The 24,573-nt window shown below is 44.7% G+C and carries 15 protein-coding genes; 1 reads left to right on the top strand and 14 read right to left on the bottom strand.

Going from position 1 to position 24,573, the window contains the following annotated elements; genetic code table 11:
• Positions 1-485: 485 nt before the first annotated feature.
• The 8 genes from I5907_RS13275 to I5907_RS13240 form a co-directional block, all read right to left on the bottom strand.
• On the bottom strand, positions 486-2,411 hold the full coding sequence (locus I5907_RS13275) for a sialate O-acetylesterase (protein WP_196991304.1): 1,926 nt from the start codon (positions 2,409-2,411) through the stop codon (positions 486-488).
• A 56-nt stretch (positions 2,412-2,467) separates the two neighbouring features.
• Positions 2,468-3,520, bottom strand: coding sequence for a glycoside hydrolase family 43 protein (locus tag I5907_RS13270; protein ID WP_196991303.1), 1,053 nt, complete (start codon positions 3,518-3,520; stop codon positions 2,468-2,470).
• Positions 3,521-3,662: 142 nt separating this feature from the next.
• Positions 3,663-5,120 carry an MFS transporter gene (locus I5907_RS13265; protein WP_196991302.1) on the bottom strand — a complete coding sequence of 486 codons (1,458 nt, stop codon included), beginning with the start codon at positions 5,118-5,120 and terminating at the stop codon, positions 3,663-3,665.
• Between the two features lie 20 nt (positions 5,121-5,140).
• A complete protein-coding gene (locus tag I5907_RS13260) occupies positions 5,141-6,244 on the bottom strand; it encodes an endo-1,4-beta-xylanase (protein ID WP_196991301.1) in 1,104 nt (367 codons plus the stop codon).
• A 45-nt stretch (positions 6,245-6,289) separates the two neighbouring features.
• Positions 6,290-7,033, bottom strand: a complete 744-nt coding sequence (locus I5907_RS13255; RefSeq protein ID WP_196991300.1) for an SDR family NAD(P)-dependent oxidoreductase — start codon at positions 7,031-7,033, stop codon at positions 6,290-6,292.
• 152 nt (positions 7,034-7,185) lie between these two features.
• Positions 7,186-9,486 (bottom strand): FG-GAP-like repeat-containing protein, encoded by a 2,301-nt coding sequence (locus I5907_RS13250; protein WP_231402101.1) that lies wholly within the window; start codon positions 9,484-9,486, stop codon positions 7,186-7,188.
• A gap of 273 nt (positions 9,487-9,759) precedes the next feature.
• Positions 9,760-11,277 carry a RagB/SusD family nutrient uptake outer membrane protein gene (locus I5907_RS13245; protein WP_196991299.1) on the bottom strand — a complete coding sequence of 506 codons (1,518 nt, stop codon included), beginning with the start codon at positions 11,275-11,277 and terminating at the stop codon, positions 9,760-9,762.
• Positions 11,278-11,313: 36 nt separating this feature from the next.
• Positions 11,314-14,460, bottom strand: coding sequence for a SusC/RagA family TonB-linked outer membrane protein (locus tag I5907_RS13240; RefSeq protein WP_196991298.1), 3,147 nt, complete (start codon positions 14,458-14,460; stop codon positions 11,314-11,316).
• Positions 14,461-14,824: 364 nt separating this feature from the next.
• Here I5907_RS13240 and I5907_RS13235 point away from each other — a divergent pair, with 364 nt between their 5' ends.
• Entirely contained in the window at positions 14,825-15,859 is a 1,035-nt protein-coding gene (locus tag I5907_RS13235; protein ID WP_196991297.1) for a substrate-binding domain-containing protein, read from the top strand.
• A gap of 292 nt (positions 15,860-16,151) precedes the next feature.
• On the opposite strand, the gene I5907_RS13230 is transcribed toward I5907_RS13235, so the two are convergent.
• The 6 genes from I5907_RS13230 to I5907_RS21930 form a co-directional block, all read right to left on the bottom strand.
• The gene (locus I5907_RS13230; protein WP_196991296.1) at positions 16,152-19,499 is read right to left on the bottom strand and encodes a VCBS repeat-containing protein; all 3,348 of its coding nucleotides are present in this window, start codon (positions 19,497-19,499) and stop codon (positions 16,152-16,154) included.
• Positions 19,500-19,806: 307 nt separating this feature from the next.
• A complete protein-coding gene (locus tag I5907_RS13225) occupies positions 19,807-20,211 on the bottom strand; it encodes a hypothetical protein (RefSeq protein WP_196991295.1) in 405 nt (134 codons plus the stop codon).
• A complete protein-coding gene (locus I5907_RS13220; protein WP_196991294.1) occupies positions 20,212-20,397 on the bottom strand; it encodes a DUF3606 domain-containing protein in 186 nt (61 codons plus the stop codon).
• Between the two features lie 53 nt (positions 20,398-20,450).
• Entirely contained in the window at positions 20,451-21,740 is a 1,290-nt protein-coding gene (locus tag I5907_RS13215; protein ID WP_196991293.1) for an MFS transporter, read from the bottom strand.
• Between the two features lie 175 nt (positions 21,741-21,915).
• Positions 21,916-23,007 (bottom strand): hypothetical protein, encoded by a 1,092-nt coding sequence (locus I5907_RS13210; protein ID WP_196991292.1) that lies wholly within the window; start codon positions 23,005-23,007, stop codon positions 21,916-21,918.
• Positions 23,008-23,077: 70 nt separating this feature from the next.
• A complete protein-coding gene (locus tag I5907_RS21930; protein WP_346266786.1) occupies positions 23,078-24,520 on the bottom strand; it encodes a restriction endonuclease FokI C-terminal domain-containing protein in 1,443 nt (480 codons plus the stop codon).
• Between the last annotated feature and the right edge of the window lie 53 nt (positions 24,521-24,573).

The raw sequence follows: 24,573 nt of genomic DNA, 5'->3' as shown, positions 1-24,573 counted from the left end.
AGAACTTTTGTTTATCATAAGTTCTTTCATATTTTGCTCTGACAATGTATTTAATTTGTTTATGTTACGACTGATTATTTCCAAACAAAGAAAGATATGGTCGTTCTCTTTTGAAGATTTCAAGAGCTCAAGACACAAATTTATATTGGTGACTGGTGTCTTTAACTCGTCAATAAAATTGCTTATATCATTATACATAGTAAAAAGTTAGGTTGGCTCATAAAATAATAACCCTGCTGGTTTTGACACGCGCATGCATAAAGACCGCAGTTTACTACAATGGTGTTATCCTACTTATATGAAGGAGTTGTCCGAAAAAAGTACAATGGTAAATTTCAGTGTTATATCAGCCTGTTCATTACAACTAACCTTTAATTAGTTGTATAATTCACGGGTAATCTTTATAAAAAGCTTATTGTGTTTTATGAAAGCCCATAACATTTGATTGGAGAGAGACCAGCTAATTGTTCGTGGTCTGCAAATATTTACTGATCTGTTCTAAAAGGTGCGGCAGGAAGACCTTCCTTGTTGATGAGGTTGGGGTTGGGCGGATTATCGGCCCAGGCATAACGCACGTATTTCGGATGCTGGATTATTTCAATTGATACAATAACATGGTTTCCTTCAATCACAGCATTTGCCGAAACAAACTTTTTATCATCGCCTGCAATGGCGAATTCGCTTAACGCCTCTCCATTACTTGTTGCAAGGCCGCTGCCCGTATTGTTGAATGATACAATGATTTTATTGCCGCTAATTGTTTGAGCAGCGAAGGTGGGCCCGGTAAAAACGATAGCTTCATCGTATGCTATTTTTTGTGCTGCCAGTGCAAGCCTGTCTCCAACTTCTTTTTTCCTGTCGGGGTGAATATCGTTCCATTCGCCCAAATCAATGGTAACTGCCATTGCCGTGTTTGGGAGTGTTAAGGATCCTGCCTGCGCTTCCCTGAACAAAGCCCATCCACTTTCCACAGGAGAATATGTATAATCCATAAAGCCAGGCAACTGCACAAAGAGGAACGGCAGTGAATTATCGCCCCATTTACTACGCCAGTCTCTAATCATCGCCGCTTGCAGGGAGGCATACTCAGCAGACCTGCCTGTATTGCTTTCGCCCTGGTACCAGGCAAATCCTTTAACGTTATAACCAGTTAAAGGAGCAATCATTGCATTAAACAAGGCGGTGGGTTGATTCTGCATTGCGATGGTGAAGGGTGCAGGCAAAGTATTGGCTGGTTTTACATAACCAACCTTGTATTGCCAATACCCGGTAAGGTCAACTGTGTCTTTACCTACAATCAGCTGGTAAGGTTTGTCTGGCACGAAGCCGCCTTTGCCATAATTATTGGTGATGCGTACAACGAAAAGATTTTTACCTTTTTTCAATATGCCCGCCGGAACAGGGTAACGGCGCTGGGGATACATATAGCCGGTAGCGCCTATTTTAACGCCGTTGATATAGAGTTCATCCGCGTCGACAATTCTACCGAGGAATACTTTGGCCGGAGCAAAATCAGGATGATCAAGATCGACTTCCTTCCTGAACCATAGCGCTCCGTCAAGATCCCTGATACCCTGATCTTCCCAGTAGCCGGGAACAGCTATCTGACGCCAGTTTTTTGGTATATAAGACGGCTCATACCACTTTTCCGTAATGCCTCTGTCTACCGGCTTTGGCGTTGACTGTATTATTTCAAAAGCTTTACGGTTTGTATTGTTAACATAGATGGTGTCTTTGTTTTTTTCCACTGTCCCCAAAATACCCGGGAACTCTTCCAATGACTTTTCACTCATCATTGCTTCGATGGGAATACCACCCCAGCTTGCATTGATGATGCCAACTGGCACCTTGTATTTTTCATACAAGGCTTTGGCAAAAAAATATGCAACCGCTGAAAAATCTTTTACATTGGAGGAATCTGCCCATTTCCAATAGCCATCATTCAAATCCTGCTGCGCCGCAAGAAGGTTAGCGGTATTGGGCACTTTAAACTGGCGTATATATTTATTGTCTGCAGTTGCAATTTCCGCGGCATAACGAACTGCATGAAGTTTCATCTGGTGCTCCATGTTTGACTGACCGGCGCATAACCATACATCCCCGATCAAAATATCGCGTAGTATGATTTTGTTGCTACCGGCAATTTGCATCGTGTAAGGGCCGCCTGCTTGTGCAGGTGCCAGTTGCAACATCCATTTTCCATTATTGCCCGTTGTTGTTTTATAAACCCTGCCGTTGAATTTTACCGATATCTTTTCACCGTTTGACGCCCAACCCCATATGTTAATTTTGGCATCGCGCTGTAGTATCATGCTATCCCTGAAAATACGTGGCAGTTTTACCCGGGCACATGCCCTGGTATGGCATAAGGATAAGGCCAGGCATATAAAAAGAGTGGCAACAATCTTCATAAAAAATTTTTTCTTTTGATCAACCTGGCAGTATTAAAAACACCGCCAGCATGTGATTAAACAGGGGCACTTAAACCGTTATAGGGTTCCAGCGTTTGAATCATACCATGCCCGTCATATTCCATTTTAGCTACTTTGATACTGCGTAAATGTGTTACACCTTCGCTAAGACTGCTGTCATGGTAAAACAGGTACCATTCCCCGTTGAACATTATGATCGAATGATGAGAGGTCCACCCGAGCACGGGATTCAGCACCCTGCCTGCATACGTGAAAGGCCCGTAGGGATTATCGCCGATGGCATAACAAATGAAATGTGTATCGCCCGTAGAATAGGAAAAATAATACTTTCCGTTGTATTTATGCATCCAGGATGCCTCGAAGAAGCGCCGTTCGGTATCGCCCTGTAACAATGGTTTTCCGTGCTCATCGATGATGAGCACATCAGTTGGCTCTTCTGCAAAACTGAAAAGATCATTGGTTAGTTTCGCGACTTTTGCGCACAATGCGGGTTCGTCGTTTGCGGGCAGGTGTGCAAAAGGGCTTTGAGGTTCGGCAGCGTTGAAAGAACCACTGCGCCAGCGTTGGAGCTGGCCGCCCCAAATACCACCAAAGTACATATAATAACTTCCATCATCATCTTTAAACACAGCCGGATCGATAGAAAAACTATTTTCTATAGGTTGTGGTTGTGGTATGAAAGGACCGGTTGGCTGATCACTAACAGCTACACCAATCCTGAAAATACCATCGTGATCTTTTGCCGGAAAAAAGAGATAGTAACGGCCATCTTTTTCCTGCGCATCTGGTGCCCACATCTGTTTTGCGGCCCATGGCACATCGTTTACATGTAATGCCCTTCCATGATCTGTTGCCTGGCTTCCGGGTGTATCCATAGAAATAACGTGATAGTCTTCCATGGCGAAGTGGCTGCCAAGATCGTCAAAAGCATTGCCCGCATCGATATCATGCGAAAGATAAATATATATTCTACCATCGAAAACATGCGCTGAAGGATCTGCGGTATACATATGTTTGATCAACGGCTGCGAGATAGCGCTGTCGTTAAACGCTTTGAAGTTGATTTCCTGTTTACCTGCTGCACTCATATTTTTTGCTTGTAGTATTTAAAGTTGTTCCTGATTAATTGGGGTGACAGCATCGCGAACTGAAGCTGCGCAGCGATATACCGCTGAACGGATTGCGACGCAAGGGACGATGCCACCTGTTGTTTGCCGGTATCTGCATTTTTTATACCTGCTGTTTACTTCTTTTTTGTTTTAGATCATGCTCTATTTGTACTTCTACTTTTTTATTGATCTTATAGAAGAAGAGCAAAGCCGCACCGATTAAAAACGGAATGGACGGATAAACGCTTACGAGCATTTTAGTGCCCTGTATTGCCGTATCGTTTTGCGTAGTGCTGTTTGGTACATAATTGTACAGGCCAAGGATCCATGTAAGCAAAGAGCTACCAAGGGTAAGACCGGCTTTTAAACCCACCATCATTGCAGAAAAAATAATAGCGGTTGCACGGCGGTTATTTTTCCACTCGCTGTAGTCGGCAACATCTGCAATCATTGCCCATAATAAAGGAATGGTAAGGCCGTAGAAAAAGCCGTGGAGTATTTGTGAGGCGAACATTAAACCTACACTTTGCGGCGGATAAAGAATAAATGCCAATATGAAAATGGTTGAGAGAAAAAGGCAAACGCCAAACACATCCCGCTTACCAAATTTATCTGCAAATCTTTTTGAGCATGTAATGCCGATGATCATGCATATAATGCCACCTGCGTTGAACAAACCAAAACCTGCTGAGACAGGATCTTCTCCAAAAAAGTTTAAACCTATACTATTAAGGAAATTTACCACCGGGCTTACAAACTGTGTAAGGCTAGCTTTGTCTACATAGTTGTTGAAGTAGTAGACATAAGAACCACCCTTCATGGCCAGCGTAATAAACACGAGCGTGGTAAGCACCAGCATAATGATCCAGGGTTTATTTTTTGACAGATCGCAGAGGTCTTCTTTGAGACTTGATTTTTGTTCGGGCCGCGGCACGATGCGCTCTTTGGTGGTAAAAAAAGTGATGAGCAACATTACAGTACCTATTACGGCAAGCCACGTCATTACTTTTTCTATGCCCTGCGATTTATCGCCATGCCCTGCAGACTCTATAATAGACAGCATGAAGGCCTGCACAAAAAACTGCGCAAACATTACGGCCACAAAACGGTAAGCCGATAAGCTGTTGCGTTCACCCATATCGCCGGTGATAACACCACTAAGTGCTGCATACGGTAAATTGTTGGCGGCATACAACAACAACAGGAGGCTATAAGTTATTACTGCGTAAATAACTTTACCACTGTATGCAAAAGCAGGTGTGGTAAACGCCAGCATGGAGACAACACCAAGCGGAACAGCGGTAAACAAAATCCAGGGACGAAACTTGCCCCAGCGGGAGGCAGTTCTGTCTGCCAGTGCGCCAATTACAGGATTAAAACCGAATGCGGCCACCAGGCCTACAACAAGTATAAGCAATGAAGCGTGCCCGGTTTGTAGCCCGTATATGTCTGTGTAGAAATAAGCCAGGTAGGTAACCAGTGTCTGAAAAACCAGGTTGGCAGCAAGGTCTCCGAGACTATACCCTACTTTTTCTACTACTGACAGTTTTTGGGAAGGAACAATCGTATTTGAATGCATGGCGGCGTTGACTTTAAAAATTAATTGGATGAGGCAGCTTTAATGACGCTGTAAAATGCCGGTTTTGGTTTAAAGTTCCTGTCGAACAGCAACGGGTAATTGGTACGGCCACGTATGGGCCAGCCGTTGAGCCAGGACTGGCCATCATTCACACCCCAGAAAGTGATTCTTGTAACGTTCTTTTTATACCGGAGAAAAAGATTGAATAGTGCAGCGTAGTCGTTGGCAAGGGATTGCTGCACACTATCGGGCAGGCCACCGGGATAAGGGTTCATTTTTTCGCCGGCCTGCGCAGTGGCTCCAACATCTGCTGTAGCATTATCCCACGGATTAGGGAGCACCGTAAGATCCAGTTCAGTAAACATTACCTCTATACCAAGTGCGCTGAATGCCCGGATGCTTGCTTCAATATCGCTGAAAGGCACAGTACCTGTTTTCCAATGCCCCTGGATGCCCACTCCATCTATACGCACACCGGCAGCCTGTATTTTTTTGATAATGGCTATGGCACCGGCACGCTTGGCAGGCTGCTCAATATTGTAATCGTTGTAGTACAGCTTCGTATGTGGCGCGGCCTTTTGTGCAAGCCGGAACGCATCTACGATATAATCTTCACCGAGCTTTTCGAGAAAGATGGATTTGCGTAGCGTACCATCTTCGTTGAGGGCTTCATTTACAACATCCCACGAATACACTTTGTTATCGTACCGGCCGGCAATGGTGGTGATATGCTGCTGAAAAAACTGTTTTACGGAATCTGCATCCTGCATGTGCTGCATAAATGCAGGCAACTGGCTGTGCCAGATTAACGTATGCGCATTTACTCTGATATTGTTTTTGGCCGCGTATGCAACAAGCTTGTCTGCAAGATCAAAATCATACCTGTCCCACCCTGGATGTATGATTTCTGCTTTCATGATATTCTCCGGTGTTACGACATTGAACTGTTCTTTGATGAGTGCATCTGAAGCCGGATCTTTTTCTTCGATCTGCCTCGTATTCATTGCTGTACCAATTGCGAAATCATTTGCAAAAACTTTCTTTAGTGAAGGCACCTGTGCTGATGCGTTGTTAAACCCAATCGTCATTGCTGACATTGTTGTTAACCATAATATTTTTTTCATTGTCTGTTGTTGTAGTGTATACTTTTTTGATGATACCTGCTGTTATCAAAAACCAATGGAGTTGCCGCCATCGACCGGCAATACCACACCTGTTACATATTTTGACGTGCTCAATGCGAGGAACAAAGCTGCTTCACCAATATCGTCGGGCTGGCCCATATAACCCAGCGGTGTTCTGTTAACAGCTTTTTGCATGCGTTCCGGGTCGTCACTGAACGCTTTTGCTGTCATAGGTGTAACGATGAACCCCGGTGCTATACAGTTTACCCGTATGCCCCTGGGGGAAAGTTCAGAAGCCATGGCCCTTGTCATGCCTTCAATAGCTGCTTTTGAGGCGCTGTAAGCAATAACTTTTGGCAAGCCATATTGCGATGCCATTGAACTGATATTGATGATACTGCCTTTAACATCATTTGCCAGCATTGTTTTTACTACTTCCCGGGATAAAGCAAACACACTGGTGACGTTTGTAAGCAGTATGCGCTGGAAATCTTCGTCCGTAACCTCTGTGAATACTTTTTTCATATTGATACCGGCATTGTTTACCAGCACGTCTACAGCGCCATGTGTACTGGTTATTGTTTCTACCAGTTTTGGTATGCCGGCAATATCGGTAAGATCGTATGCTATGGTATGGCATTGCAAGCCGAGTGCTTCTTTTGCTGCGGCAAGCTTTGCAACGTCCCGGCCGATAATGATGGTGCGTATATCCCGGCGCACAAAGGTCTGCGCTATTGCCAGGCCAATACCTGATGCGCCGCCTGTAACAATGGCTGTCTTTTGTGTCATGATGCTGCTTTTAAACATTTGTTTTACCGCCTACCTGCCTCGACGATTAACCAGGGTGTTTGTACCGCGTGCTGCAGCCGCTATTTTTTCTACAGATGAAAGGATTGCGACGCAACAGGCGATGCCATGAAAACTGATGTTGGTACCTGCTATCATTTTATTGGTACCGGGCAGGACAAAACCTGTTGTTTTACCGGTCTGCTGTTTACTGCCACAGTATGATGTGAAAAATTAAACCGTTTCAACTGGTAGGTAACAAGGTTATTGCTACCTTCTGTAATCTTCATGTGCGTATTCGCCGGTATTTGCGTGAACGTTTGCGACTTGCCTGTAACAGGCCAGGTAATCTCAATTTTCTCTGCAACGGCCGCACGGCCAATACCGATATGTTGTGTTAAAGGATTGGCGCCAAAACTGCCGCCGGTGTTTACATCTCTGTACACGGCACGCAGTGTATCACCCTCTTTAAAAACGACCTTTATTTTTGCGCCGATGGCGGCTTTGTTAGACACCGTGCCTTCGAGGTTTAGTGTAACCCAGTTGTTACTGCCCTGGCCGGGGTTTAAGTACAATGCATTCTCATATGCATCGCCGGTGTATGCACCGCCCATTTTTATATAGATATCCTGGTTACCATCATTATCAAGATCTGCAAAAGAAACACCATGACCTTTCTGCAGATTGCCTACACGTGCCGTGGTGGTAACATCGAGAAAATGTGTACCCTGTATGTTTTTAAACAATTTATTGGGTATAGCGGATTTGAGTTGCGGGTTGCCCGTGCCCAGATAGCAGTCGAGGTAACCATCATTATCAATATCGCCAAAATTAGAGCCCATGGCAAATGCAATTTTATTCAGGCCTGTTTTGGCAGATACATCTTCGAAAGTGCCATCGTGTTTGTTCCTGAATAAAAATACTTTGCCTGCATTGTTAATAGGGGTTTGCGTGGCCTCTGCGGCAGCGTAATAAGAAAGTGATTCTGTAAACTCGTAGCCACATACGAGTATGTCGGGCCAGCCATCATTATCATAATCCCAGAACCACGTGGGGAATGTGCGTGCCCTGTTATTGCTGATACCGGCTTTTTTACTTACATCAGTAAAACGTACCGGGCCATTTTTGACTGCGTCATTTTTTAGTAAGATTTTGTTGCCGGTGAGCGTAGAAATAAAGATATCTGTAAAACCATCGTTATCATAATCGCTGCAGGTAACACCTTTTACAAAATCATTGATGGCGCAGCCTGCCGTAGCAGCCATTTCTGTAAAAGTGCCATTCTTATTGTTCAGGTAAAATTCGCAGGTATGCAGTTCGCCACCCGGCAGTGTTTCATTGCCTATAAAAACGTCAAGCCATCCATCGTTGTTATAGTCTGCCCATGCGGCGGTTTGCGTGGGGTGAAAGGAGAGCAAACCGCTTTCTTTGGTCACATCTGTAAATGTGCCGTTGCCATTGTTCCTGAGCAGGGAGTTGGGCGCTTTTCCAAATTCGCCTTTCCAGCCGCCTCTCAAAACAAAAATGTCTTTTAAGCCATCGTTATTGTAATCGGTTTGCATCATGTGCAGGCCACCTGTTAAATGGCCCAGCCACGATGAATCAGAACGGTCCGTAAAAGTACCATTGCCATTGTTGCGGTAATAGTGCATGGTCTCTGATGGCGACCAGCTGCTGATGACTACATCTGGATAGTTATCGTTGTCAAAATCTTCTACTATGCTGCCCCCTGCCATGCATTTAAAATTGAGCCCCACCTGTGCAGCAATATCTGTAAAGGGTTTTACTGTATGCTGGGAGTCATCGTTAACCAGTTTCAGCAAAAATTGCGGCGGCACCTGTTGCGGGTACCGGCCCACGGTCATGTAAGCAATGTTCAGTAACCATTTTGATTCAAGATCGCCTGGGTTACTGCTTAGCAGTTGCTCGTATATGGCAATAGCTTTTTCAGAGCCGGTTTTATCGTGGTGCATACCGCTGCCGGATATGGGGAAAATGCATGATTCTGCACCATGCATGTGTATGCAGTTTGTTCTTTCACCAAAGCGCAGGTAAGCAACTGCAAGGTCTCTCATTACTGCCTGCCGCTGGTCTATACTGCTCTGTGGTATTTTTTTCAGGATGTCTTCAAAAATATCAATGGCCTGTTGCTCCCGGCCAAGTTGCAGTAAAGCATTGGCTTTTTTATTCAATGCCAGTTGTACCATGTCTGCATCATCGGAATGGTCTATTACCGAATCGCACGATCTTAAAGTAGCTGTAGCAGAAAAAATGTTTCCCGGGTTATCATAATTTCTCTCCCATACTTTCAGCAGATCGATCATGGGCTGGTTGGGCAAATCAGGTTGCCTGCAAGATGCACATGCAATTATCAGCAGCATCAACACACTGCAGTGATGCGCCGTTAGACGAAAAAAATGTTTAAAGAAAAACTGTTTTATGATGAGGGGTTTCATTGCACATCTTTTTACAAAAAAATACACCGAATGCAATACAGTTAAAAGACAACACCATCAGTGCCTGACAAACATGCATATTGAATGTATGTTTTTTTTATGAAGGCAACTGCATTGCTACTATGAAGCTTCGGTTGTGTCACTCACTTGTACTGCAGCAACTTTATGCAGCAAGACCACTGTCTCCAAACAATTATCCGGCATTGTTGCTAAAAGGGGTGTTAATAAAAATAGAGGCTATAAGAAGCCTCTATTTGCAACACCTGAAAACTGCTATTGTATGAGAGGGTTTGTGGACGTTTCACTTGCAGGTATCGGGAAAAGGCTTACCTGTCCTGGTTTTGGATCAGGCCTGATAGAAGGATAATAGCCTCTTGCTCTCCACCTGAGTATATCAATGTTGTTCACTTCTTCACCGGCCAGTTCTACAATTCTTTCATGCATTACTGCTTCTATAGCCTGTTCTTTTGAACCTGTGGTAATGGCAGGCATATTTACACCCGGCCTTGCACGTACTTCGTTGATGTACCTGGCTGCACCGGCAGGGTTACCTGTTTCAGCTTCACACTCGGCCAGCATCAGCAAAACGTCTGCATAGCGTATCATGCGCTGGTTAATACCATCCGGGTGAAAACCATCGTCGGTCCAGTCTAGTATAGAATATTTGCGGTACACTCTTTTTTTCAATACACCATCACGGTTACTCTGTGCCACGTTCATACCATCTTCGGTAAGAGCCACGCCGGGTTCGGTGCCAGCCATAGTTTTGATTTTATCACCAGATTCGAAGATGGTGAATTTGTAGCGTGGGTCGTTGGGTTCAAATTCATTCAACACCAGGTCTGATGGTACCACGTTACCCCATACTATACCATATTCCTGGCTACGCATGGTGGTCGAATTTGCAGTAGCGCCTTCGCCGGTATAACCCCAGTTAAAGTTGTTGTCGCCCCTGTCTACAAAAGCAACTTCGAAAATTGATTCAGCGTTAAATTCATGACCCGCAGTAAGCTCTGTGGCACCCAGTCTTACGTCTCCGTCGAAGTTGTGTAAAAACGGTACCAGGCTGTATTTGCCGTATACTTTCAACAGCGCTTCTTTTGCGGCGGCGTAATCACCATTTTGCATCTGCACCCTGCCCAGCAATGCATTGGCAGCACCACTGGTGGCCCTGCCACCCTGCGATGCAACTGCCGGTAGCTTTGCTGCAGCGTCAGTCAGGTCGCTTATAATGAGGTTATAGATATCAGCAGCCGGTGATTTTGCTTTAAAATCAGAAGCAGAAGCAACGGGCTCTGTGTATAATGGTACATCACCCCACATGCTTACGAGTTCGAAGTAAGCCCAGGCACGCAGGAATTCCGCTTCTCCCACAGATATATCCCTTGATGCGGGATTGTCTGTAACATCAGGCGCTTTTGAAATCACCAGGTTGGCCCTGTTGATCATCTGGTAAGTGCCCGTCCAGATACTTGTCATTACAGCATTGGAAGAAGAAGGCGCAGGCTGCTTTAACAACTCTGCTCTTGGTGCCTCCAGTTGCGCACCGCCGGGTGCAGTCTCGCTGCCCCGCATGTCATGCGTAAAGAACCATTCGCGCCCCACAAGGTTTCCGGAACGAAGCGTGGAATAAATGGCATTTACGCCATTCTGCAGTTCGGCAGCGGTTTTAAAATAGCTCTCTGTTGTTGGATTATTCTGATCAGTTACATCCAGTTTTTTATTACATGCAACAATGGCGGCAATGCCCAAACCTGTTGCAGTAACCCATATTTTAATATTCCTGTTCATAATTATTTTATTTATACAATTCTTGCAGATCTGGTTTTAAAAGTTTGTACTGATACCTACCTGGTAACCTTTAGGCTGCGGGTATACGGCATAATCAATTCCGTTAGTCAGTGAAGATGCATTCGGTGCCCTGTTACCTACTTCAGGATCATAACCAGTGTATTTTGTAAACGTAAGTATGTTCTGCGCAGAAACATAAATATTGAAGTTCCTGATCGCTCCTTTTGTTACAGACCTGAGGAACTTGTCGCTTACGTTGTAACTAAGCATGATGTTTTTCAAACGCAGGTACGAGCCATCTTCCAGGAAACGGGTAGAAGGGCGTGCATTCTGGTTTGGATCTGCTGAGATGGCGCGTGGTACACTTGTATTGGTATTGGTTGGCGTCCATGCATCCAACACTGCCGTACCGGCATTAAAGAAGCGCACCATACCTTCGGTTGTTGTTCTTAATGCATTGTAAATTTTATTGCCCTGCACACCCTGGAAAAATACAGAAAGACCAAATCCTTTATAGTTAGCGCCTAAATTAAGTGCATAGGTAAACTTCGGAATAAAGCTGCCAAGAAAAGTGCGGTCATTGTTATCGATCACACCATCGCCGTTGAGGTCTTTGAATTTGATATCACCGGCAGCAGTACCTGCAGTCTGGAAGGCATGTTTACTCACTTCATCTTCGCTCTGGAAGATGCCTTCTGTTTCCCAGCCGTAAAATGACTGCACGGGCTGGCCGATAGCGGTATTCGTTACGTTATAACCCAGCGTTAAATCTACATCAGCACCGGCCTCAATGTTTGGAACACCTTCGGCAAGCCTGTAAATATTATTTTTGATGAAGCTTACATTGGCTGTGGCGTTCCACTGGAAATCGCCTTTTCTTTTGTTGTAACCCAGCTGTAATTCAACACCATTATTTTGCATGCCCGCCACGTTGGTAATAACAGTGCTGGACAAATAACCCATACTTGGAGAAAGCGGCACGGCCAGGATCAGGTTGTCTGTTTTACGCTGGTAATATTCTGCAGATAGCGTAAGGGCATTGCTGAATAAACCAAGGTCGAGGCCCACGTTGATCTGTTTGGTTGTTTCCCACTCCAGATCTTTATTTCCGAGGCGCTGGATGGAAGAAGCAGGTCCGCTGGTAGCAGCGTTGCCAAACGGGTAATAAGCGCTGTTGGAATTAACAAACACCTGCCATGGTGAGCTGCCCAGTACGGCACCATTTAAACCGGTAATACCATAACCCGCCCTGAGTTTAAGTTCTGATATTTTATTCTGGTTTTGCATGAATGGTTCCTGGTCAATTCTCCAGCCAACAGAAGCAGATGGAAATGTCTGCCATTTGTTACCCGGTGCCCAGTAAGAACCACCATCACGGCGCAGTGCTGCACTAAAGAGGTATTTGCCTTTATAGTCGTAGCTTAAGCGACCGATCAGGGAGATGATATTATAATCTGCTACCAGCGTTTGTACGGATACATTGCTGGCATTGTTCAAGGTTTTGAGATCATTGGAAAGCTGGTTACCGCTGGCATTTTCATTTTTTATCCGCTGGCCCTGGTATTCGTATACCGCAATGGCGTTTACGTGATGGTTGCCAAAGGTTTTATCAAACGTAAGCTGTTCTGTATACAACTGTACTGAAGATACAGCCCTGTTATTGGTAATTGTAGCCTGTATGGCACTGGAGCCTGCAACTGTTCCGCTGTCGTTGAAGATGGGTGAAAAACGGTAGTCGAGACCATTGGCGTAATCTATACCAAAAGTGGAACGGAATTTCAGCCAGCTTGTAAAGTTTACTTCGGCGTAGATTGTTCCCAGTATTTTTAAAGTGCTCCTTGTACCCGGGTTTTTCAATACAGCGTCTTCGATCGGGTTGGTCGGGTCACCACCATCCAATACGGAATTCACACCCCTGAAGCCACCATTCGTAGTAGGATCATACACCGGCATATAGGGCATCATCTTGATCACATTTACCAGGTTAGACCTTGTGCCGGTCTCATTGTTGTCGTAATCCTGGTCTGCATAGGCTGCATACAGGTTTTCGCCAAAGCTGAATGTTTTGCTGATCTTATGATCTGAGTTGATGCGGAAATTATACCTGCGGTACGCTACCGTTGGCGCCGTACCTGTCTGGTCTAAAAAGCTGCCGGAAGCATAAAAGCGGGACACTTCATTCCCACCGCTCAGTCCAATGTTGGTCTGGGTCATAGCTCCCTGTTTAAAGTAAGCATCCTGCCAGTCGGTAACATTGTTGCCGTAGGTAGCAGTTGCACCCTGATAAATAGGTTTGTTTACCCATGCAGGGTCAGAACGTCTTTGCACCGCACTACCCCGGTATGCAATGGCATACTGGTCAAACTGTTCGGGATTGAGTAAACTCAATCTTTCTGTTACATTCTGTATACCATAATAAGAATTAAGGTTTACATGCATCTGACCGTCTCTCCTGCCCTTTTTCGTGGTGATAATAATTACACCATTGGTTGCTCTTGAACCATAAATGGCCGCTGCAGATGCATCCTTTAATACATCCACAGATTCTATATCGCGGGTATCGATGGTCGATAGATCGCCCGTAGGAAAACCATCTACCACGTACAATGGATTAGAAGCATAAGAAATAGAACTGATACCTCTTATCGTTACAATCGGTTGTGTACCCGGGCTACCGTTGCTTACAACGTTTACGCCGGGCACCCTGCCCTGCAATGCCTGCTGCACGCTTACGACAGGTATTTCATTAATGGTCTTGCTGTTTACGGTAGAAATGGCGCCCGTAACCGCGGTACGTTTCTGTGTACCGTAACCTACTACGATCACATCGTCCAGCCGCTGGTTGCCGGCAGTAAGTGCAATACTGAGCGTGGTTTGTGCATCCAGCACAACTTCTTTATTGTCATAGCCAACAGAGCTGAGTACAAGTGTTGAACCCGCTGTGGCTGATATGGTGAATACACCCTGTTCATTGGTCACCGTTCCTTTGGATGAACCTTTCAGCACAACAGACACACCGGCAAGCGGCTTTCCTGTTTCGTCTTTAACGGTTCCGGTGAAGGTTTGGTTTTGAGCACTTGCAAGCATCGGTGCAAAAACGATCATGAGCAGGTACAACAACCTGTGTTTTTGAAAAATGCGGGTGAGTTTCCTGGTTAAACATTGAGGAAGCGAAATGGACATAAGCGTTGGTTTAAATTTTTAATGTGTTTTTGTGGCACGTATTCATGTTAATGGCTGTGGAATTCAGCTCAGAGGCGGGTTTCCGCGGCAATGATGGAAAAAAGGCATAGCAATTTGTTTTTGAATTAGTTCAATGGCAGCAGCTTAATTACGGCAATTATGGTTGTGAAACCGATTTCGGAAAAAAGACATCAACAAACACTTTTACGCTGCACAGGTTTCGTTTTCACTCAAAAAAATTTTCCTCTTAAGCCCTGTTAATGACGGTTATGAGGCCTAAAGTAAAGCTTTTTTTATTTTTAGCAACCGATTGCATAAAATTTTTTTACAGTTGCTTATTAATTATGAGCAATTTTGCCACTGCGTGAAAACAGAAAAGGAAATAACCATTTACGATATTGCAAGCAAAATCGGTATAGCGCCCTCTACCGTAAGCCGTGCGCTGAATAACAACCCCACCATCAGCGCGGCTACCCGTAAAAAGATTACCGAACTTGCCGAAAAGCTGGGCTACCAGCACAATCCGTTTGCCCGCAACCTGCGCATGCAAAAAACACATACCATTGGTGTAATACTGCATGAACTGAACAGCCAGTTTATAACATCGGTACTTGCCGGCATTGAAAAAGTAGCCACAGAAAGCAAATACAATCTCATCATCGGGCACTCAGGCGAAAACGCGAAGATCGAAGTAGTGAACGCCAACAACTTTTTTCACAAGCGTGTAGATGGCATCATTGCATCGCTCTCTTTTGATACGGACGACCTCAACCATTTTAAACAGTTCCAGAATAAAAACATACCGGTGGTTTTTTTCGACCGTGTGTTTGAGAAAAGTGACGCTGCCAAAGTGATCATCAACAACTACCAGGCGGGTTACGATGCCACGGCGCACCTGATAGCGCAGGGCTGCAAACGCATAGCACATATTACGTCAAGCCTTAAGCGTAATGTATATTCTGAAAGAAAGAACGGTTATAAAAAAGCACTCGAAGACCACAAAATAAAATACGACGAAAAGCTGGTGATCATCGATGGGTTTAAAGAAGAAGACGCCATCAGGTCTGCAAAACGCATTCTCGCCATGAAACATTTGCCCGATGGTATATTTATCACCAACGATTTTTGCGCGGCCGTGGTAATACAAAACCTGAAAGATGCAGGCATTCGTGTGCCGCAGGATATTGCTGTTGTGGGCTTTAACAACGATAGTATTGGTAAAGTCATCAGCCCCAAACTTACCACCATCAACTACCCCGGCTTTGAAATGGGACAGGTGGTGGCAAGAACACTGGTCAACCACCTGAAAGGTATATGGGACATGAATCTTACCAATACCGTTATCATCAAATCTGAACTGATCGTTAGAGAATCTTCGCTGAAAAAAGGCAAAGACTAACCCGACTGTGTATCACTTTTATTACCCGTTATTAATACTAGCGATTTTACTATGGAGCCGGCATTTGTACCATTGCTCATCGCCTGTTGCGTCGCACTCTTGTACGGCAGGAAGCTGATGCAGCAAACGCGGAGATGAAAGCGAAGCAGTATAACTGTTAGCTGCTGACAGGATTGATAAGAAGACAGCAGCAGTGCTTCGCTGATGACACAAGATATGCGGCACAAGTGAGTGACACAAGGGACGATGCCATAAAAAACTACAGCCGGTAACAAATTTATCTTTTGCCAGCTTACTGCATTTTTATGCCAAATACTTCGAGGTAATCATCGTTAACCGCAGCAATGACCAACCTTCCTTTCGCGGTAGTTACCAACTTAAGATCTTTTACATCGCCACTTGTTTTAAAACCGCTTGCCACGGGCGGCACAGCTTTAAATTGCCCGCCTGGTGCGCCTTTCAGGAAACAGCCATAAGAAGCATCGTAGCGGCCCGTCATCACATCGGCCTGGTATTCGTTGCCTGCGAGTAAGATGTCTTTTATACCATCATTGTCTATATCGGCACACAGCAACGCATTTACGGGTGCAAACTGTGCTTCTTTGGGTAATACATGCTTTATGAACTTTCCGTTACCGGTATTTTCTATCCAGCATGTTTGTGTTTCATCGCAGGTTAGCACAAGCGTTTTATTGTCATTGCCATAAATTTTTGCTGCAGTGGCTTTGGCAAAATCTTTATTCAGCAGGAACTGCTTTTTAATTGCCGGCACCTGGCCGGCTAGCTGGTCTTTGCTAACCGATGGATACAAGGTTCGTTTACCACCATCTTTGATATAATAAAACATGACAGGGTCTATGCTGCCGTTGTTATCGATATCTTTTGCATACAACATCATGGGGTATGTAGCGGAAGTATGGTAATTACAATTGAGACCAAGGTTTCCGGCAATAAAATCTGTATCGCCGTCATTGTCCAGGTCGGTGGCAAGCAGGCTGCGCCACAACCCGTTCATCTGCTGCAAACCCGTTGTGGCAGTGATCTCGGTCAATTGCTTACCATTGTTTTTGAAAAACCTTACAGGCATGTACTCGCCGGCTATCACGAGATCGGGATGCTGATCATTGTCAATATCTGCCCATTGTGCGCCGGTAACCATACCTGCTTTTGACAAACCACTGCAAACCGTGCCGGTAACATCTGTAAACACGCCATGGTTGTTTTGCAGCAGGTAACTGTCGGGCGATGACGGAAACTGTTTTGATACACGGCCACCAATAAACACATCAATATCGCCATCTGCATCGTAGTCGGCAACGGCAACACAACCGGCTATCGTTTTTACGGCAGGCGCTATGGCATTGGCGCTTAACGAAAAGTTGCCTTTACCATCGTTGAGGTATAATTGCGGGTGGTAAAACATGGAAGTATCAGCGTAGCGCATATCCCCATACGTTATCAGCAAATCCTGGTCGCCATCCTTATCAGCATCGAAGAATGCTGCAGCAGCATCTTCTGTAAATTTTGAAGCAGGCACAAAATCTTTGCCCGTAAAACTGCCGTTGCGTTGCTGTATAAAAAGCTTTGCCTGCGTATTGAAGGCCGCCCCTGTATAAAAGTCTGTAAGACCGTCGTTGTTCACATCGCCTTCAGCCATCAATGGGCCGAGCTGAGAATATTTTTGCGGCAATAAACGCTGCTCAGCATAATCGTTGTATTCCACATCTGCATGCCGGTACCCGGCATTTACTGCAGCCGTCATATCTGTAAACAATGTAGCCTGCTGACGAAGTGAAGCCGGTTGCCATTGCGCAACAGCATCCTGCTGCCTGAGCGTGTACAAGGTATCTGCCACGCAATTCCGGAGCACCTGTGTATGGTTATTGGCCCACACTACCACCACGGAATCAAGAGTAGTATTTGTTCCTGTTCCAAAAAGCATCCTGGTATCTACGGTGGAAAGGTAACCACGCACGGGATATTGCTCCTGCACCTGTGCCGTGCCATTGGCATATACAAAAACTTTGGCGCCGAAACCACGGGTATTAAGGCTGTCACCTTTTAGCTCAAAAGCAATGCTGTGGCCAGCTTTCGGCGCTTTGCTGCTGTTTGCATTGTTGATGAGCACAAATGCCGGCTTGTTGATATTGTTGACCACCAGGTCGAGGTCATTGTCATTATCAAGGTCTGCATATACCGCGCCGTTTGACATAGCATTTTCGCTGAGCCCCGATGAATCTGTACGGTCGTTAAATGTATAATCGCCATTGTTGATGTACAGGTAATTGGATAACTCCACATGTTTTAGCGCAACCAGTTTATCGCGTAATACTTTTCTTCTTTCTGCATCGGAGTTACCAACAGCAGTCTGGCTGAATGAAATGAAATCTGCATTGATAAAATCCCTGCCAATACCATTGGTGATGTGTGCATCTTTGAAACCATCATTGTTGAAATCGGCAAACAGAATGCTCCAGCTCCAGTCTGTTTCACTGATGCCGGCCAGTTGACCAATCTCGCTGAAGAAAGGCAATGCGGTATCACCACGGAAAGTATTGCCATTGTTGAGTTGCAGCATATTGCGCATAAACTCCGGCGCATAGCCAAGCCTTCTCTCCTGCTGGTAGCGCTCATAATTCATGAAAGAAAAAGTTTGTTTTTTTCGTTCATTGTCTTCGGGCATCATATCTACCGAAGCAAAATCGAAGAGGCCGTCATTATTGATGTCTGCTGCATCGCAGCCCATGCTGCTGTAACTCTGGTGCCTGGTGGCAACATTCAGCACGTCTGTAAACGTGCCGTTCCTGTTATTGAGCCACAGGTTGTCGTTGGAAATAAAATCACCGCAAACCAGCACATCCGGGTAGCCGTCCATGTTAAAATCGCATACTGATACACCCAGCCCGTAACCATCGTCTTTTATGCCTGCCTGCAAAGTAACGTCTTCAAAATAAGGGTGACCATTTTGAACACCAGTGTTCTTATACAGCCGGTCATTGGCCTTTGACCTGCCGCTGAGGTCTTTCGGGTAAAGGTTATTGGCGGAGTAGGATGCATTGAGCAGGTAATTGGAAAGATACATGTCCAGGTCGCCATCTTTGTCGTAATCGAAAAAGACAGCCTGTGTGGAATAGCTGGTATCAGCCAGGCCATAGGTGGCGGCCTCCTGCGTGAAGGTATTATTATGCCGGTTGATGAATAACAGGTTTGCCGATCTTGTACCCAGGGTTTTGCCATAAGTGCAGAGGTATACATCATCGTAGCCGTCTGCATTGATATCGGCCACGCTTACACCGGTGATCCAGTCTGTGGTGGCCACACCGGCGGCTTGCGTTATATCTTCAAAATGATTGTTGCCCTTGTTGAGGTAGAGTTTGCTGCTTACCTGGTTGCCGCCAAAGAAAAGATCTTTCAGCCCATCGTTGTTTACATCGAGCACACCAACACCGCCACCCATATACGCAAACTCATTGAGTGCATCGCCGGGTAAGGTTGTTTCATCAATGGTATTGGTGAAGGTGATACCGCTTTCTGTGGAAGGTAAACTGGTAAAAAGCCCGGGATTGCCGGCATTGTTACAGCTAATAAAAATAAGAGACATTATAATACAGGCAGCAGGAAAAGCTGGTTTGCATTTCATACAGTAGCATCATTTTTTATGCGCGAATAAGGACAAATTAAAGTAAAAATGATGTTGATGATAAAAATGTAAAGATAGTTTAGGTTTTCAATAGGCTTTTGTAAACAAAAGCATGATACGCATTGAAGATAGCCGAAGAGCCGGAAGTTTTAGATTACAGCAGCGTAACCGCACTGTGCCGACATACCTGCTGCCGTACAAGTGAGTGACACAACAGGAGGTGATAGTAGCAATGCAGCCGGTACAACATAACCCTACCAGGGCATGAATTGATGCGCTGTACATTTTACCCGCAGGCGTTACAACATTATTTGGCTTTCTTCATTCTTTTCAGCACCAGCGCTTTTCGCTTTTTCCAGCGCTCCACCACGGAAGGTTCAAAAACAAAACGGCCTTTTTGATCTTTCATGCCCAGCGATTTGAGCAGCGCATTGCTGATGCGTTTTACCGTGGCGTTGTTACCAAACTGTTGCTGGCCCTGGCTGTGGTATGCAGCAGACACAGACTTTATACCTTCATTAATTACCTGCAGCTCTTTGCGTGGCTGCTTTAATTTGCGGAAGATCATCATAAGCCTGCTGTAATTGTGTTCATCAGAAGGCCTGCGCTTCATTAGCGCAGTGTAGATATCAACTGCTGCTTTAAAATTTTGTGCGTGAATAGCCTGCTCTGCTTTTTGCACGCTTTCAGTATAAGAAACGGAATAAGGCATCTATTGCTGTTTATCAAGGTAGGCCACAATATCTTTACGCAAAGGCCCTGCTGCCCTGATGGCATCGAGCACCTGCCGGTGCGTTAAAGACGGGTATTGCTGGTGAAGATATTCCACTTCTGAGGAATCATTTGCATCTACGCGGATCCTGTCCTGCTGGTTTGTCTGCTCTTTATTGTCTGACATAATCGTGCTTTAATTCTGTTCGTACACATACTGTGCCTGTTATTGTTTGCAGTTTATACCTGCTTTACCGGTAGATGATTAACGGTACGCAACCTGCGAAAACCTGTAATGAGTAATAACATGACCACACCACAGGTAAAACCAATTGCCGGTGCAGGAAAAATGGTGAGTGCCCAGCCTGTAACATAAGAGCCCGCCACATCGCAAAAATTGATGATGGCCATATAAGCCGTAAACTGCGAGCCCTCCACTTCATGGTCGCACATAGACATGAGCACGGGGAATGATGCCACACTGAACAACGGGTCGGCAAAATTCCACAACACCAGCCCGGCACTGGTAAGCGCATGTGTGCCCCACCACGCGGATAGGCCGTTGAGCAACAAGAGGAACACTGCCACGCCCCACATTACCCTTTGCTGTAACTTCTTTGCGCCGATACGGTCAGACACAGCACCGCCGCCAATGATTACCACGAACGTCAGCAGGCTGCCCCAGCTACCCTGCAGCACAGACACTGACTGATCTGCCCAGCCCAGCACATGGATGATATGATAAGTATAAGACCGTATGAAAATGCTGAAACAAACATACACGCCTGCTATTACGCCAAACTGCTGCAGGCTTTCTTTGCGTAGTATACCCCTGAACAGTTTCCTGAATAAATATTTCGCCGGCGGATTCTTACCTGCGGGTTTGGGTGGTGCTTGATTGCGGTGGAAGAAAGCCGGCATCAGCCGGTCGTCTTCATCCAGTTTGGTAAAAAAGGTGCACACGGTAAACACCAGCAGTGTAGCGGTTTGCAATAATACCGCCGTATGAAAACCGTACGTATGCAGCACAGCAGATAAGCCCGCTGCTCCCAGTGAAATACCTACCAGGTAACCACCGCGCATAAAAGCATTTACACGCCCACGCTCTGCCACCGGTACCACCGATATGGCGATGGCATCAACGCTTGCATCCTGCACAGACGCGAAAAGGCTATGCACAAAAAAAGCGGCTGTCATAAGCCCGATCTGCTGCTCGGGCACCGACACATACAGCAGCCCCAGCGATGCCACCGTGGCCATACATTGCGTAAGCACCACCCATTGTTTGCGGTGACCAATGACGGAATATTGATAGCGGTCGATGAGCGGACCCCAGATAAACTGTATGATCCATGGAATACCAACAATGGCAATAAAAGTACCCACGGTTTGCGGCGCTACATGTTTGCCCACGAGGTAATTGGCAATCGCCGTAAGCGCAAACCCCGATGGAATGCCCTGCATAAGGTACAGGTAAAAAAAGGTAACGTATCTTAAACGGGAATGCGTATTCAGCGCCATTGCTTTCATAAGGCAGTTGTGTTGCCCTATCTTAATCCAAATTACCTGCCGGAAAAAAATTGCGCCGTGCCAATGTGGTGTGGTTAATGAAGTATATGTAACCGGCAGTCGTTTTTTATGGCATCGCCTGTTGTGTCACTCACTTGTGCGGTTGGTTGTTTGGGGAGCTGGGGGGTGTGGTTACTCATGACAACATCTTACTTTCAGCATTAAAGTAAAAGGTGCCTTTACTTTTTTTGAAGTAACTGCTCAATTCATTTTTCGTAAGCACATTGGTGTCTAATTCCTCAACCGGAATAATAAAAATTGAAGAAGGATCAGCAGGTTGACCGCCTACACCTAAGATTATAAAAACCGGTAGGCTGTTTTTTAATGCATACTCTTTATAATTTTTGAGTTGATATTCTTTGGCCAGTTCAATAGTGTTCTGAAAATAGGCAGAACGCCATTTACATTCAACAGCAAAAGCTGTAACTACGCCATTACTTTTCAGTTCTAATACCAAATCAGGCATCATGTTAGACGCTGCATACAAGCCTGCATGATATTTATCGCTGCGCCATTCTTTGATTTTGAAATATTTGCTATTAAACCTTTCTATTACCCATTTTTCAAAAGCATCGCCTTTCTCTTTATGATCTGTAACCGCTGTATTTAAAGGTTTTGTTTCTGCATTGTTCCTGTTTGCATATGGTACAAATGAATTCGTAACACGTTTGTAGTTACGTTTTCTTTTTACATACATCAGCACGAAAAAAGTAGCTGAAGAAATAACTATCACGTAAACGAAAGCGTGAGACTGGGCTAAGTCATCTTTCTCCTGTATCTCCGTTCCAAGTTCCATCCCTGCATGTAAATTCTGGTCGGTTAATAAATCACTTTCACCAATTATTAAGTATTTATTGCCTCTCCGTTCTAGAACGATATAGGCAGGATATTCTTTGGTAGTTTGTTTATACGTTACCGATTTTGTAAAACTGCATTTGATTGCACCCGAAGAAAATTTCGTAATGCTGACAGGAGTAACAATTTGCTGGGAATATGAATTTCGAAGAAACTTTTGTTTGCTTTTTAAACACTGTTTTACATCTGCATATTTACCATAGAAATACAATGTTGGCGCATACTGTAATTTAAATGCTTCAATGTTTTTTGTGTTGTGGTTGTTATTCCATGCACTTACCAACTGCTCTATTTCAGTGATATCCTTATTATCATTTGCACGTGCACCTGAAAAGAAACACAATAAAACAATAAACGTAAAAACTCTACTCATTCAATAAGGATTACATTAAGGGGAAACTTAGTTCAATTTTATTACCTGTCAACAAGAGTCATTAGCCAGACTAATAATCGCCAAACTCTTCTATGATCATCTCTTTTGTAATAATCTTATCAAATGAAATTAGCTTTTCCACAATCTGTGTAACTGGAATTTTATCTTTTGTTTTATATGCTACGAGGTGAAGCAATGCTTCTGATGTTAACAATAAAAAACGCTTTACATCGGTTGTCCATGTTATTTCATTCACAAACTCTTTCATGTCAGATCTGAAAGCGTTGGAAACAATGATAAACCCTATCCTGGTATAACCCGCAGCCTTTAGCCGTGGACAATAGTAATTGATATACTCCCTTATTGCCCTGTCGTCTGTTCCCAACGCATAACCATTTGTATAAGCTTTCGCATCCACAATGAAGGCTATATGCTCTGCCGGATATTTAAGTATAGCGTCTGGCTCTCTGCCCATTCCCTGCCCCAATGTTTCCACGTCAAAATCTAGCTGCGCAAATGTTTCGCCAACCATTCTTTCGAACTCATGACCTTTTGCTGAACCAGATTTATCGGCAGACGCTCCCAACTCCACAAGTCTTGCAATTCTTGGAATAAGATAATCACTTAACGCAAACCCGGCTTCCAATGCCGGTGCTTCCACCAAAACAGGCTCTTCGATAACAGTCTGTTCTGCCTGCGCAGTACGCATTCGTTTGGGCTTAAGCTGTTTCGAATTTACCGTCACCGTACCTGCAAAATACCACAATGCATGCTCAATGTCCCAGTTGGTAACAGGCTGGCCGGCATGTTGGGATATAATCCTTTTAATTTCTTCATTTAACCCATAGAAAAAACGATAGTTATCGTAAGAAGTGGCATGTGACTGCCATATACCTAGCTTTTCAAAAGAAATGATGATAGAACTATACATTACCGGCCACTTTTCCGGGTTATGTATCTGCCAGAAATAAGAAAGAAAGTATGCTGACGACATTGGGTTTGCCACCAGCCTTTTGTCTGTTGCAGTTTGTTTGTATGCGCCTGCATAGTTAAAGATCAATGTCATTTTTTGCAGTGCATCTTCCAGCGAATCGGGTTCAGCCAACACTTTCTTTAACAGGTTTACCAGGTTAGGCATATCTCCTGCACTTGATCTCGTTAAAAGATTAAAGAACATCTGACCTTTGGCAGCAGTAAACCCCCAATAGTTGTGTTGCTTATTATAGCTGTCTAGATTGGTTTTAAAATCGCGTAGCTCCAATCTTCCCTGCAAAAAAGCATCAATCATCTGCCTGATCTCAATAATTGCTTTCTTACGGCTCTTGTCAATATCATCGTATGGTCTACCTTTTGTATCTACTACGCGGTTTTCCGTTTTTAAATAATCATTCCAGATATTCTTTAACTGCTGTTGCGTGTTATTGTCAATCATAAGCTGGTTCGTTTTATAAAGGGTGTGTTTGATAACTATTTCTTCAGTTGCCCAATATGGTCTTGAAATTTTCCAATGCACTTTCTATGTTTTCTACAATCTCTTCGGCCAGTTAGTATGCTTAAAGCAATTTT

Origin of the sequence: Panacibacter microcysteis (assembly GCF_015831355.1) — a bacterium.
GTDB lineage: Bacteria > Bacteroidota > Bacteroidia > Chitinophagales > Chitinophagaceae > Panacibacter > Panacibacter microcysteis.
This window is presented reverse-complemented; position numbering and strand designations above follow the sequence as displayed.